The sequence below is a fragment of the Bradyrhizobium sp. 18BD genome (assembly GCF_054185225.1).
Map to the genome: position 1 here is coordinate 346,886 of NZ_JAVAYL010000006.1, position 13,785 is coordinate 360,670.

The window sequence follows — 13,785 nt, forward strand, 5'->3', positions numbered from 1 at the left end:
GCCCTCACTGAATCAGGAAACGCGGAAACATCGGCATCGGTAGCCCGAGCACGTAGGGGAACAGGATGGCACAGCCCAGCGTCAGGCAGGCGCCGACAATGGCGGCCTCCAGCCAGCGCGTCTCGTGCGACCCCGTCGCTGCAATCATGAAGCTCGCGAAGGCCGTGACCACGAGACCGAGCGGCCGGATCGCCAGAGCGAAGAACAGGATCGCGACCATCACGAACAGCGGCCCGCGCCAGGAATAATGCGACATTCCCGGCCCATCGACCAGAAGGCCGCTCAGGGCGATGCCGGCAGACATGGCGACGAGGAGCCCGCCGAACATCCGCGGCGCGGTGCCCGCGCCGAAGGAGAAGCCGCGCATGCCCTGCAAATCGCTCGAGGCCCACAGCGCGAACAGCGCCAGCGCCATCAGGATGACGCCGCCGACATAGTCCTGCGCAGACCGGATGGTCATGAACAGGGTGACGATCGCCACCGCGAAAATCGGATAGGAGTAGATCAGCGCCAGCAGCACATCCGATGACGCCTTCTTGGTGTCACCGCCGGCCGCGCCGATCAGCGCGGCAGGAGCGCCCGTGACCAGTGCGGTCGCGTGACTGATCAGGACCGTGGCCGGGCCGCGTCCCGCGCCCCAGCCGAAAATAGTCCCGATCGACCAGATGAATTCGAAAATCTGCGGCGCTATCGCCAGCAGGCAAAAGCCGATCGCCACCGAAGTATTTCGGGTGGCCGTCGCTGAGTGGCCCATCGTCTCGGCCATGCATGTCTCCTCCGCGACCCGTAAGTCACGAGCACTGTTGTTCTAAATCGGCTGGAAGTGGATCCCCGGCCCGGACCATTGCCTAGCGATTTTCATCACACAATGCCAGCAAAACCAAACAGGCCTCCGACCAGCAGAAGCCAGAGTGGATTGATGCGCGAGACCGACGCGACCACCGCAACCAATGCGGTCAGGAGCAGTGCAACAAACGTACGATCGGTTGACTGGGCCAGGATCAGGGCGCTGGCTGCCATTAATCCGATCGACAGCGGAACCAATGCAGCCTGAATCAAGCCGGGCCAGCGCGATTGGCTGGGCCGGCTCAGCAGACGGCTGACATAATAGGCAAGCAGTGCTGTCGGCAGGCACATCGCGAGCGTTGCGGCCAGCGCGCCGGGGATGCCGGCGACGGCATAGCCGATTAACGTCACGATAAGCACGTTTGGACCTGGCGAAAGTTGCGCGATCGCATAGGCATCGGTGAACTGCTTGTCGGTCATCCAGTGATGCACGTCGACGGCGATGCGATGCATTTCCGGCACCGCAGCTGCGGCGCCGCCGACCGCGAACAGCGACATTAGACCAAAGGTGGAGATCAGCGCCCAGATCGGGTTCTCGCCGTTCATGCTGCTACCTTCCGCCGCATCACATAGGTGACGCCGATGCTGACGGGAATCGCGACCAGCAGCACCGCCTGAAGCGGCAGGCGGAGCACGCCGATGGCGATGAAGACGCCGAGCATCAGGATGAGCACGACGACATCCATTCGCTTCAGCAACGGCATCATCATCCGGAACACCACCGCGATCAGGAGGCCGACCGCCGCGCAGGAAATCCCCGCGAGGATACGACGCAGCACCTCGACGTCGCCGAACCGGGCATAGACGATCGCCAGCACGGTCATGATCAGCGTCGGCGGCAGCAATAGCCCGGTGAAGGCGGCAACCCCGCCGGCGATCCCGCGCAGGCGCGAGCCGAACACCATCGACAGATTGACGATGTTGGGCCCGGGCAGGAAATGGCAGAGCGCAAAGGTCTCGTTGAACTCGTCCGCCGTCATCCAGCGGTGCTGGTCGACGATGGCGTGCCGGGCAAACACCAGCACGCCGCCGAAACCGGCCAGCGACATCCGGGCGAAGGCGACGAATAGCGCCAGCAAGCCGGGCGGTGGGGCGTGGACGGCGGGGACATCCGGCTCTTGGGCGGCCGGTGCTGAATCCGTGGACATGTCAGGAGCTTAGAACGGGGGCCGCGCCGCGGCCAAGATCGGACCAGTGGCGATCCGGAACCTATCCAAAGGGAACAGCGCCCTCTCCGCTCGAAACCTCTGTTTTTTGAAACCTTTGCCCCCTATATTGGGGGTGCCGGTTCGCCGGCTATGGAAATAAACGGTCGTCGCAATAAACCATTCGGACCCGGGGGCGGTACCCGGCGCCTCCACCAAAGTTCATCGGGCTCGAGCCCATCGAAGGTGAGTTTTGGCGGGGGCGAAATAGGATCGACGAGGGCGTAAAGGGCGTGCTTTTTCCCGGTATTGTTCCGCCGTTATCGGGCTACTGCAATAGTTGCCAACGACAACTTTGCTCCGGTTGCTCAGGCTGCGTAACGCAGTTTGAAAGACCACTTTAAAGTCCTAACGGGTTAAGCTCCGTTAGGCGGGGTTCGGAGGCACCTGGCAACAGAAGCCTCCACTTGCCTTCTATTTCCTCCCCGGCGGGGACTCCTTCTGACCCGTTAGGCGCGGTACTATTGCGGCTTGGCGAGTCGGGCCGGAGGGCCCAACTCCTGGAATGCAACAGGACCACCATGGCGACCGATCATATCCGATACGATGTGCTGGCCCGCGACGCGCTGCGCGGCGTGCTGCGGAAGGTACTGACCGATGCCGCGTCCCATGGGCTGCCCGGCGAGCACCATTTCTTCATCACCTTCGTGTCGAAGGCCGAGGGCGTGAAGCTGTCGTCGCGGCTCCTGGCGCAATATCCGGAAGAGATGACGATCATCCTGCAGCACCAGTTCTGGGACCTGACCGTGCTCGAGGATCGTTTCGAGGTGGGCCTGTCCTTCGGCGGCATTCCGGAGCGGCTGGTGGTGCCGTTCAGCGCCATCAAGAGCTTCCTCGATCCGTCCGTGAAATTCGGCCTCCAGTTCGACACCTCCGATGTCGCCGAGGTCGCGCCGGAGACGCTGCCGGCGGCCCCTGCTCCTTCGGCGCTGTCGGTGCCCGCACCCGACACGGAGAAGGCGGAGACCGCGGACGAGCCGACCCCGCCGAGCCAGGGCGGTGCCGAGGTCGTGCGGCTCGATCGTTTCCGCAAGAAATGATCTAGGTTGGGCGCCAACCGGTCGCGCCCGGCCAAACTCCCTGTATAGAGAAGCACATGAAGAGGCCGCGCGGCACATGCGCGGCGGAATGGATGTGCTCATGGCCAAAGCTGCTCGCGCGAAGACCTCGTCCCCCGCCACCCGCATCGAGACCGACAGTTTCGGTGCCATCGAGGTCCCCGCCGACCGCTATTGGGGGGCGCAGACCGAGCGCTCGCGCCAGAATTTTCGCATCGGCACCGACCGCATGCCGATCTCGCTCGTGCATGCGCTGGGCATCGTCAAGCTTGCCGCCGCACAGTCCAACCTCGCGCTCGGCCTGCTCGACCAGCGCCGCGCCAATGCGATCATCCGCGCCGCGCGCGAGGTGATCGAGGGCAAGCTCGACGACCATTTTCCGCTGGTGGTGTGGCAGACCGGCTCAGGCACCCAGAGCAACATGAACCTCAACGAGGTCATCGCCAACCGCGCCAACGAGCTGCTCGGCGGCGAGCTTGGCGCCAAGAAGCCGGTGCATCCCAACGACCACGTCAACATGAGCCAGTCGTCGAACGACTCGTTCCCCACGGCCATGCACATCGCGGCCGCGAGCCGCATCAATGTCGATCTAGTCCCTGCCCTCACCGAGCTGCTCCGCGCACTGCGCAAGAAGGAGAAGGCGTTCGCGAAGATCGTGAAGATCGGCCGCACCCACACCCAGGATGCGACGCCGCTGACTCTGGGGCAGGAATTCTCCGGCTATGCCGCGCAGGTCGAGAGCGGCATCGCCCGTCTCAAGGTCGCGGTGAAGGACCTCTACCCCCTTGCGCAGGGCGGCACGGCCGTCGGCACCGGCCTCAACTCGAAGCCGCGCTTTGCAACGTTGTTCGCTAAGCACGTTGCCGGGATTACGAAGCTGCCCTTCACCAGCGCCGCCAACAAGTTCGAGGCGCTGGCCTCGAACGACGCCTATGTGCTGGCGCACGGCGCCATCAATTCCGTCGCGACGGGCCTGTTCAAGATCGCCAACGACATCCGGCTGCTCGGATCGGGCCCGCGCTCGGGGCTGGGCGAGCTGATCCTGCCGGAGAACGAGCCGGGCTCCTCGATCATGCCGGGCAAGGTCAATCCGACGCAGTGCGAGGCGATGACCATGGTGTGCTGCCAAGTGTTCGGCAATCACACGGCGATCACGGTCGCCGGCAGCCAGGGCCATTTCGAGCTGAACGTCTACAAGCCCGTGCTGGCCTACAACATGCTGCACTCGATCCGCCTGATGGCGGACGCCGCGCGCTCCTTCACCGAACATTGCGTCGACGGGATCCGCGCCGACGAAAAGCGCATCAAGGAGCTGATGCAGCGCTCGCTGATGCTGGTGACGGCGCTCGCCCCGAAAATCGGCTATGATAACGCCGCCAAGGTCGCCAAGACCGCGCATCACAACGGCACCACGCTGAAGGAGGAAGCGCTCCGTCTGGGCTTCGTCTCCGCCGACGAATTCGACCGCCTGGTGCAGCCGGAGAAAATGACCCGGCCCGGATGAATTCCGAATTCCGATAGTCATCCGTAATGATACGGAGCCCAAAGGCCTATAATTATAAGGTTTCAGGGACGGGATTTGATTACCGTCAATGTTGCAGGGAGGCGGCGTGCTACGCAGGCCTCTCTGCCCTTGACGGGGCTAATTCATCGTTTGATGGCCCGAAGGGCCGATTGACGAGGACAAGCTAATGGCGATCAAGTCTTGTAGGGCGCAGCGCGGCACCCTGTTTCTGAATGTTTCATCCCACCTGGAAAGGATCGGATGATGGAGACGCGGCATGGGGAACGTCATCAACCTGAATCGTTTCAGGAAGCGCGCCGAGCGGGAAGCATCGGCGAAGCAGGCGGACGCCAATCGGGCGAAGTTCGGCCGCACGAAGGCGGAGCGGTCCGCGGAGGAGACCCGCGCGGACAAGGCGAAGACGCATCTGGACCAGCACCAGATCGATCACGAGGATCAATCATGAAGTCGCCCGTGGTGAAACGATCGATTGTCGTTGCCGGCCACAAGACCAGCGTCAGCCTGGAAGAGGCGTTCTGGAACGGCATGAAGGAGATCTCGGGCCTGCGTAACATGACGCTGTCCGAGCTCGTCGGCGAGATCGACGGCGCCCGCCAGCAGGGCAACCTGTCCTCGGCGATCCGCCTGTTCGTGCTCGACTACTTCAAGAGCCGCGCCATGGCCGCCATCCAGCAGCCGGAAAAGGTCCCGGCCCAGTAGCCGCCGGGGCGTCTTTTCGACGCCCCCCATCAACTGCACTTTAAAATCACTCTAAGGTGCAGTTTCGGCGAGCCCGCGCGCTTGACCTCAATGCCCTGCGTTGAAAATACAGGGCATGACCGACACCCATGATACGCGCCCACACATGCCGCTTGGTCTCGCCCTGCGCGGCTACACCGGCGTCATTCAGCACCTTTCCACCAAGGACGCAGGCTCGGCGCTCTCGGACATCGAGCTCGAGAGCCGACTGATCGAGCTCGGCTTCGTCGAGGGGGCCCGGGTCGAGGTCCTGCACGAGGGCCTGGTCGGGCGCGACCCGATCGCGGTGCGGGTCGACAACATCACGATCGCAGTGCGCCGTCGCGAAGCCATGGCCATCATCGTCGCCTGAGATCGCGACCGGATATTTGTTTCCATGGAATTACCCCTGCTGCATCTCGCCCTGGTCGGAACGCCCAACAGCGGCAAGACCTCGCTGTTCAACGCGCTGACCGGCAGCCGGCAGAAGGTCGCGAACTACCCCGGCGTCACCGTCGAGCGCAAGGAAGGCTTCTTCGTCAGTCCACTCGGCCGCCAGGTCTCGGTGGTCGACCTGCCCGGCACCTATTCGCTGCGCGGCCGCAGTCCGGACGAGGAGATCACCCGCGACTTCGTGCTCGGCAAGGCCACCGGCGAGACCGTGCCCGATCTCGTGCTGTGCGTCGCCGACTCCACCAATCTGCGCCTGACCATCCGCCTGCTGCTCGAGCTCAAGCGCACCGGCCGGCCGATGATCCTCGTCCTCAACATGTTCGACATCGCGAGCCGCCGCGGCATCGCGGTCGACGTGGAGCGGCTCGCCAAGGAGCTCGGCGTCCCCGTGGTCACCTCGATCGCGGTACGCAAGGGCGGCACGGCCGACCTGCTGGCGCTGACCGACGAGATCTCCGCGAAACTCGCTTCCGAGCCGCAGCAGGAGAACAGCTGGCGCGCGCTCAGCGTCGCCGAGCTGCGCGCAACCCAGCGCGAGGCCGACCGCATCATCGCCGACTGCGTCAGCCTGCCTGCTAGGCCCGACACCTGGACCGCGCGGATCGACGCCGTGGTGCTGCACCCGGTCGGCGGCCTGATCGTGCTGGCGCTGATCCTGTTCGTGATGTTCCAGGCGGTGTTCGCCTGGGCGCAGCCGCTGATGGAGCTGCTCAACTCCGGCTTCGATATGCTCGGCGAGTTCGTGCACGATCACCTGCCCGCCGGCCTCCTCCAGAGCTTCCTTCAGAACGGCGTGATCTCGGGCGTCGGCAGCGTCATCGTGTTCCTGCCGCAGATCATCATCATCTTCCTGTTCATCCTGCTCTTGGAAGATTTCGGCTACATGGCGCGCGCCGCGTTCCTGATGGACCGCATCATGGGCGGCGCCGGCCTCCACGGCCGCGCCTTCATTCCGCTGCTGTCGAGCTTTGCCTGCGCCATTCCCGGCATCATGGCGACGCGCGTGATCGACAACAAGCGCGACCGGCTGACCACGATCCTGATCGCGCCGCTGATGACGTGCTCGGCGCGCATCCCGGTCTACACGCTGATCATCTCCGCCTTCATTCCGGCCAAGGACGTCTGGGGCTTCATCAATTTGCAGGGCCTCGTGATGTTCGGGCTCTATGCCACCGGCATCGTCAGCGCGCTCCTCGTCTCGTTCCTGATCAAGTTCTTCATGCTGCGCGACTATGCGCCGGCGCCATTCATGCTGGAGCTGCCGGACTACAAATTGCCGCGCCTGAAATCAGTCGCGATCGGCATCTTCACCCGCGCCAAGATGTTCCTGTACCGCGCCGGCACCACGATCTTCTCGATGATGGTGCTAATCTGGTTCCTGGCCTCGTTCCCGCAGCCGCCCGCCGGCGCGACCGAGCCTGCGATCGACTTCAGCCTCGCCGCGATCATCGGCAAGGCACTCGAGCCGCTGCTCGCACCCGTCGGCTTCAACTGGCAGATCGCGGTGGCGCTGATCCCCGGCATGGCGGCGCGCGAGGTCGCGGTCGCAGCCCTCGGCACGGTCTATGCGATCGAAGGCGGCAAGGAAGCCGCCGAGCAGATCGGCCAGGTGCTGGCGACGAAATGGTCGCTCGCCACCGCCCTGTCGATGCTGGCCTGGTACATCTTCGCCCCGCAATGCGCGTCCACGCTCGCCGTGATCCGGCGCGAGACCGGAAGCTGGGGATGGATGGCCGTCACCTTCACCTACATGCTGGTGCTGGCCTATGCGGCGAGCCTCGTGACCTACAACGTCGCGGTCGCGCTCGGGGCCGGCTGAGGCCCCCTCAACACCAAAACTGCGAAAACAACCCCATGCACAGTAGACGGGGGTTGTGAAATCAATGGCTTACGGGGGGTGCAAAAAGCACCGAGCCGTAGCCTGGATGGAGCGAAGCGAAATCCGGGATTCTCGCGTAACGCACCGCCGGACCCGGATTGCGCTACGCTCCATCCGGGCTACGAGATGTGCCCCGGTTGCACCGTCGGGCAAAACACTGGCATGATGGCATCTTGGGCTCCTGCGCGCGACCCATCATCTCGGATCGTCTCGCTGATCCTCCGGATCGCTCTCCGGCTCCTGAATCAGCACCGCCGGTTCGTCGTAGCCCTTGCGGCTGCTGTAGAACACCAGCGCCATCAGGCCGACGCCGACGACCAGCGAGAACACCACGCCGAGCACGAGCGCGACATAGCCCGCCTCCGGCACGTCGTGATCCGTCCTGAACCAGCCGAGATAGCCGAGCGCGCCGGCGCCGACGAGCATGGCGCACAGCACCGCGATGACAAGCCATCTGGCGAGCTTGCCGTCGCGCGGGCTGGACGGTGTCGGTGGCTCGTTGGTGCTCATCGGCCCCTCCTGATGGTCCGCATCAGGGCGCGCTCGTCGCCTTTGCGGCGATCGCCTTCAGCGCGCCCGACATCGCCTCGACCGGGGCCTTGGCGCCATCGCCGAGGCCGTGACGATGCGTGAAATAGGCTGGATCGTTGTAGCTGAGCCACGTCGCGCCCTGCTCGTCCTGCCAGACCAACGCCTTCAGCGGCAAGTCGATCCCGATCGTCTGCGACTGCTGCATCAACGGTGTGCCGCCCTTGGCGTTGCCGAAGATGATGAGATCGGTCGGCCGCAGCGGCAGGCCGACCGCAGCGGCGCCCGCGGCATGATCGACATGGGCAAACACGGTGAGGCCTTTGGCCTTCACCTCCGCTTCCAGCCGCTTCATCGTGTCTTCCGGTCCGAAGCTGCTCTTGATGGTAATCAGTCCGTCTGCGGCCATTGCTTGCGTCTCCCATGAACATGTCGCTGCAGCCAGAGCGAGGATCGTGATCAGTGTCGAAAACCTCATGACCACAAGCTCACTTCTTGCGGAATAATTTCGCCGGATCGAACTCCGGCTCCGGAATGAAGCCGTCGCGATTGGGCATCTTAATCTTCGGCAGACTGTCCTTGTCGACCTTGCCGTCGGCGGGAACGATGCCGTTGAGGCTCAAGATGTAGGCGGTGAGGGCATAGGTCTCGTCGGTGCTGAGCGAGCCCGGCGTCGGATAAGGCATCGCGCGATGAATGTAGTCGAACAGGGTCGTCGCATAAGGCCAGAAACTGCCGACGGTCTTGACCGGCATGTTGGAGGCAAGAGTGCCCTGGCCGCCGGCGAGACGGTCCTTGATGCCGCCCTGGCCGTTGTCGCCATGACAGGCCGCGCAATAGTCGGCGAAGATCTGCTTGCCTTGCGCCACCGTGCCGCTGCCGTCAGGCAGGCCCTTGCCGTCGGGGCTGACATCGATGTCCCACAGCTTGATCTCCTGCGGCGTTGCGCGGCGGCCAAAATCGAATGCCAGCGCGGGTGCGGCGAGCAAGCCGGCAGCGATAATGCCGGCAAGAAGCAGTTTCTCATGCGAGGACATTGCGGACCCTCCCGGCCTCGTCGATGCTCCAGGTCTGCTGGGCGTTGTAGTGAAACAGGGCGTTGGTCCCCATCGCGGCGATGAAGGTCTGCCGGTCCGGTTGAACGTTTCCCTGCTCGTCGGTCGAGCGGCTAACGATTTTCGTCGGCTTGCCGTCCCACACCCAATCCATCTGGAAGCGGACCTGGGCCTTGGAGAGGACGGGCTGGCTCAGTTGCGCCTGCTTCCAGGTTTTCGCGCCGTCGGTCGAGATCTCGACCTTGGCGATCTTGCCATGACCGCTCCAGGCAAGGCCGGAGATGCGGTTATAGCCGGGCTGGATCTGCATCATGCCGGAGGGCTGGGTGATGACCGAGTTGGTTTCCATCCGGAGCTGGAATTGCCGCGCCTTGCCGTTCGCGAGCAACTGCGTGTAGCGCGCCGTCTCCCAGCGCGTCATCCAGGGCGCGTTGCCGAATTTGAGACGGCGCAGCCATTTGATGTTGAGGTTGCCCTCGAAGCCCGGCATCACCAGCCGCATCGGAAAGCCGTGCGCGGGCCGCAGCGGCTCGCCGTTCTGCCCGTAGGCGATGAAAGCCTCGTTCACGATCTCGTCGGTGAGCGGGATGCTGCGATCGACACCGGCGCCGTCGCCGCCCTCGGCAAGCATCCAGCTCGCCCCCTTGTCCCTGGCGACGAGGTCGATCAGGAACTTGAGCGGCACGCCGGTCCACTCGTTGGTGCTGACGAGACCGTGCGTATTCTGCACCGTCAGGTCAGGGTCGGCCTTCTTCCAGTTCTCCCAGCCGTTGCCGGTGCACTCGATGAAGACCACGCGCGTGACCGACGGCATCCGTTTCAAATCGTCCACGCTGAACACCAGCGGCTTCTGCACCATGCCGTGGATCAGCAACCTGTGCTGTGCGGGATCGATATCCGGCACGCCGGAATGGCTCCGCTCGTAATGCACGTCGGTCGGCGTGATGTTGCCAACCAGCTTCTGATGCGGGGTCTTGGAGTTGATGGCATCGCCGGGATCGACGTTGCGCTTGCCCGGCGTGGCCTCGGGGATGCGATCGAGCTTTGCAAACCGTGATCGCTCACTGTGTGCGCTCAGATCGGCGCCGGGCCCGCGATCGGGCACGTCGGCCAACGACTCTGCACCCGCCGCCTCGGTCGAAACCGCGGCAACGATGCCGGCCGAGAGGCCTCCCACGAAGCCACGGCGCGACACATTCGCGGGCCGTGGCAACACTTCGATTGGCGTCTTGGACGTCATGTCATCTCCCGTCGACATCGTGCTTTTTGGAAAATCTCCGCCGCTGTCGTGCCGCCACATTTAGCGAACACGGCGACGATTGCTCGTTAGGTTGTGTTAGAAACAATGAGCATCGTGCGCATGATCGCTCAGGCCTCTCTGAAGGCCTCATGCGCACGCGTCGAATAGACCAGCGCGGCGCCGGCATTGACCGAGATCGCGGCGCCGAGCGCCTCGGCGACCTCGCCCTCCGTCGCACCATGCTTCTTCGCTTCGGCGGCGTGAACGGTGATACAGCCGTCGCAGCGCAAGCTGATTGCGGCCGCCAGCGCGATCAACTCGCGGGTCTTGGCATCGAGGTGACCGGTCTTCGAGCCCGCGCCGTTGAGGATCGCGTAGCCCTTCACCGTATCCGGCGTCAGCTTTCCAATTTCGCCGACGCCGGCCACGACCTGGCGACGGTAATTGTTCCAGTCGAGCATTGACATTGTGCTCTCCGTGTCTTGGTAAATCTGATTTAGAAGCGCCTGCGGCTACGAGGTATGGCCAGGCGGCTCGCAATCATGTCCGGGCGGATCAAGGAGCACGAATGTCGGTGGCGAAAGCCGCGGAATTGTTGAAGGCGATGGTGCCGCTGCTCAGAATCCGGCCCGTAATCGACGATTACTGTCGATTTGGCGGCAGTTGGGAATCGCTCCACGCGCCGAACGGCCGGGGATGGGCGCAATTCCACATGGTCACGTGCGGCTCCTGCGTTGTCGAGAGGCCGGGCCTGGGCTCGCAGCGGTTGAACGCCGGCGACATTCTGCTCTTGCCGCACGGAGACAGCCATTTGGTCCGCAGCCAGGCCGGCGGCGCAGCTGCGCGGATCGCGAGCGACGTCCGGAACGGGGTTCGACAACGCACGACGGTCGACGCTCAGATCGACACCGAATTCCTGTGTGGCCGGTTCCTGTTCGAGACGTCGGACGGAAACCCGCTGATCGCAGCGCTTCCCGATGAAATCGTCCTTCGCACGGCAGGCGAGCCGCTGCTGGAAAGGTTTCGGCGACTGCTGATCGATATTCGTGAAGAACTGGACGCAGGCAGGGTTGGATCGGAAACAATCGCCGCCGATCTCGCCAGAGCCCTGTTCGTCATGATGCTCCGCGACCATCTCGCGGACGATGCTGCCGGGAATCATACAGTTTCGTTATTGCGGGACCGCACGACGGCCCGTGTCGTTTCGGCAATCCTCAACGATCTTTCCAGGGATTGGACGCTCGACGAGATGGCGGCCGTCGCGATCACCTCCCGCGCGAGCCTGGTCCGCGCCTTTCGCAAGCACGCAGGGATGGCGCCGATGACGTTCCTGTCCGATTTGAGATTGACGGTCGCGCGCCAACGTCTGGCCGGCACCTCCGATTCCATAGCCAAGATTGCGGGCGAGGTCGGCTACGCGTCCGAGGGCGCCTTGAGCAAGGCCGTCATGCGCAGATACGGCGTGCGGCCCGGCGCGCTGAGAATGGCGGAGCCCGGGTGATAGCCGCGGTCGGAACTGTTGCTCCGGGCCAGTTAAAATGGAGGCAGCGCGCGGCTGCCTCCACGCGCCGCAGGTAGCGTTGATGCAGATCAAGCCATGGAGCACGGCTGTCCTTACCCTGGTGCGGCCCGACACCGGGAGGCCAGGATGCGCAACTTCATTTTGGGTCTGATTGTCGTTGCACTCGGTTTTGCGGTTGCGCCGGCGGGAGCCGCCGACGGACCACCCGTGTTCGACATCGCCCGAAACTGCAGCATGGAGACGGCGGGATCCGGCGGCATGGGGAAGAATTGCACGATCGACGAAACCGACGCCAAGGACCAACTGACCAAGCGCTGGTCTTCATTCAGTGCGTCGCAGAAGAAAGAGTGCGTCGGCGAGAGCAACGCCGGCGGTGATGAGAAAAGCTACGTCGAACTTTTGACCTGCCTCGAAATGTATTCAGGACAGTTTGGTGACAAGAAGTGAACCGCAGCGGCGTCATGTGAGCTTCTCTCATGTCGCTGAGCGCCAGTTGACGCGCACCTGACTGGCTTTGAACCACATCGGCTCGCCTGATTGGTGATAAGGGCCGGCGTCGATGACGTGCCCAGCACAAGCGCACCATCCATTAATCCAAGGCCTAGCGCGGATACCACTGACCGCGAGAATCGCGCTGATATGCAAAGGCGTAGCTCGGATCGATGCCGCAATATGCGTTGGTCCCTGAAGCGGTTGCCATGCATTGCTCATAGGTCGCGAATTGGCAATTGCCTGGGTATCCCCAAATCCGGCCCTGCAAGCAGTAGCGCACAGGAGCACTCGGGGCGACGTTGCTGTAGCGATACTGGCGTTGCCCCGCGGACGAGGTCGAGGCCGTCGACACCAGAATTAAGCTGACCGATACGATTGCAAGGAGCAGGCGTGTCATGTCGATCTCCTGATTTCAGATCTGTCGGTTGCTGTGCGCAAGAGTCCGCCTTCAAACTGCGAACATCAACACAATTGGGCGCGATCAGAGCCTCGTCGGCTGCGTTGCGAGAACCGGCGTCGTGCTGAGGCTCCGGCCAGTCGCACGTGCCACGGTCCGCCATAATGCCGGCGGCAACGCCAATGGCGGCGTCAATCGCATTGGCTCGGGGCGCTACTAAAGATCTGGCTTGAGGGTCACGTGCTTACTGACACACGATGAAACTAGTGGTTGACACGTTGCGTCAATGCTCCGAAGCTGCGCGGCAGTCCTGGTCGAGTTGAACGCAGCTTCGCATTCCACGCTCGAATGACTTGAAGCGGGACGTCGTCGCTGGGCCCAATGTGGGGGGCACGGAGCGACCGATATGCCGCTGTTGGCGTATTTCTGGAAAGTCGGCGCGGTGCTGCTCGCGCTCCTTTTCATTGCGGGCCTTTGTCTGCCGAAGGCCCCCGTTACCGAGAAGACAGACGCGGACCGGCCGGCGATCCGCATCCACTCGGATCGCAAATGGCCCGAGCGCGTGGTCCTCGATACCAGCACGCGGGTCGTCGTCGCGGCTGCGCCCGCAGTGTCGACCGCGCAGGCCGCGGCTCCTCCCGACCGTGCAGAACCGCCCGTCATCCGGGCAGAGACTCCAGCGGTTGCCAACGCGCTCGCCATGGCGCGGCCGGAAGCGCCGTCGCGCGAGATCGTCGATCACAAGCGGCCGCGCAAGAGCCAACACGTTGCTGTGCGATCGAAGCGGCACGCGCCGCCGCAGATGCTTCTGGCGGCGCCGCAGGGACAGTTCGCGTGGTTCGGGTACAGGTACTGGTAGTCGGCCAGT

At 63.7% G+C, this 13,785-nt stretch carries 18 protein-coding genes and 1 other RNA gene; 10 read left to right on the top strand and 9 right to left on the bottom strand.

Going from position 1 to position 13,785, the window contains the following annotated elements:
* Positions 1–4 precede the first annotated feature (4 nt).
* The 3 genes from RAD16_RS14210 to RAD16_RS14220 form a co-directional block, all read right to left on the bottom strand.
* Positions 5–766, bottom strand: a complete 762-nt coding sequence (locus tag RAD16_RS14210) for a tripartite tricarboxylate transporter TctB family protein (RefSeq protein ID WP_458158499.1) — start codon at positions 764–766, stop codon at positions 5–7.
* A gap of 95 nt (positions 767–861) precedes the next feature.
* Complete coding sequence (locus tag RAD16_RS14215) at positions 862–1,392, bottom strand: chromate transporter (protein ID WP_458158500.1); 531 nt, start codon at positions 1,390–1,392, stop codon at positions 862–864.
* Positions 1,389–1,994 (bottom strand): chromate transporter, encoded by a 606-nt coding sequence (locus RAD16_RS14220; RefSeq protein ID WP_458158501.1) that lies wholly within the window; start codon positions 1,992–1,994, stop codon positions 1,389–1,391. Before RAD16_RS14220 ends, RAD16_RS14215 begins: the two co-directional genes overlap by 4 nt.
* 96 nt (positions 1,995–2,090) lie before the next feature.
* Between RAD16_RS14220 and ssrA the strand changes: the two genes are divergently transcribed.
* The 7 genes from ssrA to feoB all read left to right on the top strand — a co-directional run bounded on the left by ssrA (position 2,091) and on the right by feoB (position 7,623).
* Positions 2,091–2,459, top strand: a transfer-messenger RNA (tmRNA) gene (gene ssrA / locus RAD16_RS14225).
* Between the two features lie 113 nt (positions 2,460–2,572).
* Complete coding sequence (locus RAD16_RS14230; RefSeq protein WP_458158502.1) at positions 2,573–3,091, top strand: SspB family protein; 519 nt, start codon at positions 2,573–2,575, stop codon at positions 3,089–3,091.
* An 88-nt stretch (positions 3,092–3,179) separates the two neighbouring features.
* Complete coding sequence (gene fumC / locus RAD16_RS14235) at positions 3,180–4,613, top strand: class II fumarate hydratase (protein WP_458158503.1); 1,434 nt, start codon at positions 3,180–3,182, stop codon at positions 4,611–4,613.
* Positions 4,614–4,890: 277 nt separating this feature from the next.
* The gene (locus RAD16_RS14240; RefSeq protein WP_458158504.1) at positions 4,891–5,079 is read left to right on the top strand and encodes a DUF4169 family protein; all 189 of its coding nucleotides are present in this window, start codon (positions 4,891–4,893) and stop codon (positions 5,077–5,079) included.
* A complete protein-coding gene (locus tag RAD16_RS14245) occupies positions 5,076–5,333 on the top strand; it encodes a ribbon-helix-helix domain-containing protein (RefSeq protein WP_458158505.1) in 258 nt (85 codons plus the stop codon). Before RAD16_RS14240 ends, RAD16_RS14245 begins: the two co-directional genes overlap by 4 nt.
* A 115-nt stretch (positions 5,334–5,448) precedes the next feature.
* A complete protein-coding gene (locus tag RAD16_RS14250) occupies positions 5,449–5,724 on the top strand; it encodes a FeoA family protein (RefSeq protein ID WP_326904937.1) in 276 nt (91 codons plus the stop codon).
* Positions 5,725–5,748: 24 nt separating this feature from the next.
* On the top strand, positions 5,749–7,623 hold the full coding sequence (gene feoB / locus RAD16_RS14255) for a ferrous iron transporter B (protein WP_458158506.1): 1,875 nt from the start codon (positions 5,749–5,751) through the stop codon (positions 7,621–7,623).
* A gap of 255 nt (positions 7,624–7,878) precedes the next feature.
* Here feoB and RAD16_RS14260 read toward each other — a convergent pair whose 3' ends face one another.
* The 5 genes from RAD16_RS14260 to RAD16_RS14280 all read right to left on the bottom strand — a co-directional run bounded on the left by RAD16_RS14260 (position 7,879) and on the right by RAD16_RS14280 (position 10,973).
* Positions 7,879–8,193 carry a hypothetical protein gene (locus RAD16_RS14260; RefSeq protein ID WP_458158507.1) on the bottom strand — a complete coding sequence of 105 codons (315 nt, stop codon included), beginning with the start codon at positions 8,191–8,193 and terminating at the stop codon, positions 7,879–7,881.
* A gap of 22 nt (positions 8,194–8,215) precedes the next feature.
* Positions 8,216–8,689 carry a DUF302 domain-containing protein gene (locus tag RAD16_RS14265; protein WP_458158508.1) on the bottom strand — a complete coding sequence of 158 codons (474 nt, stop codon included), beginning with the start codon at positions 8,687–8,689 and terminating at the stop codon, positions 8,216–8,218.
* Between the two features lie 10 nt (positions 8,690–8,699).
* The gene (locus RAD16_RS14270) at positions 8,700–9,248 is read right to left on the bottom strand and encodes a c-type cytochrome (protein WP_458158509.1); all 549 of its coding nucleotides are present in this window, start codon (positions 9,246–9,248) and stop codon (positions 8,700–8,702) included.
* Positions 9,235–10,506: a sulfite dehydrogenase gene (gene soxC / locus RAD16_RS14275; RefSeq protein ID WP_458158510.1), complete on the bottom strand. Its 1,272-nt coding sequence runs from the start codon at positions 10,504–10,506 to the stop codon at positions 9,235–9,237. Before soxC ends, RAD16_RS14270 begins: the two co-directional genes overlap by 14 nt.
* A 128-nt stretch (positions 10,507–10,634) precedes the next feature.
* The gene (locus tag RAD16_RS14280; protein ID WP_458158511.1) at positions 10,635–10,973 is read right to left on the bottom strand and encodes a carboxymuconolactone decarboxylase family protein; all 339 of its coding nucleotides are present in this window, start codon (positions 10,971–10,973) and stop codon (positions 10,635–10,637) included.
* Between the two features lie 101 nt (positions 10,974–11,074).
* On the opposite strand from RAD16_RS14280, the gene RAD16_RS14285 reads away from it, so the two are divergent.
* Together RAD16_RS14285 and RAD16_RS14290 are read left to right on the top strand one after the other, a co-directional pair.
* The gene (locus tag RAD16_RS14285) at positions 11,075–12,007 is read left to right on the top strand and encodes a cupin domain-containing protein (RefSeq protein ID WP_458158512.1); all 933 of its coding nucleotides are present in this window, start codon (positions 11,075–11,077) and stop codon (positions 12,005–12,007) included.
* Positions 12,008–12,154: 147 nt separating this feature from the next.
* Positions 12,155–12,475, top strand: a complete 321-nt coding sequence (locus tag RAD16_RS14290) for a hypothetical protein (RefSeq protein WP_458158513.1) — start codon at positions 12,155–12,157, stop codon at positions 12,473–12,475.
* Positions 12,476–12,629: 154 nt separating this feature from the next.
* Here RAD16_RS14290 and RAD16_RS14295 read toward each other — a convergent pair whose 3' ends face one another.
* On the bottom strand, positions 12,630–12,917 hold the full coding sequence (locus tag RAD16_RS14295; RefSeq protein WP_458158514.1) for a DUF3551 domain-containing protein: 288 nt from the start codon (positions 12,915–12,917) through the stop codon (positions 12,630–12,632).
* Positions 12,918–13,323: 406 nt separating this feature from the next.
* Here RAD16_RS14295 and RAD16_RS14300 point away from each other — a divergent pair, with 406 nt between their 5' ends.
* Entirely contained in the window at positions 13,324–13,776 is a 453-nt protein-coding gene (locus RAD16_RS14300; RefSeq protein ID WP_458158515.1) for a hypothetical protein, read from the top strand.
* The last annotated feature ends 9 nt before the right edge of the window (positions 13,777–13,785 follow it).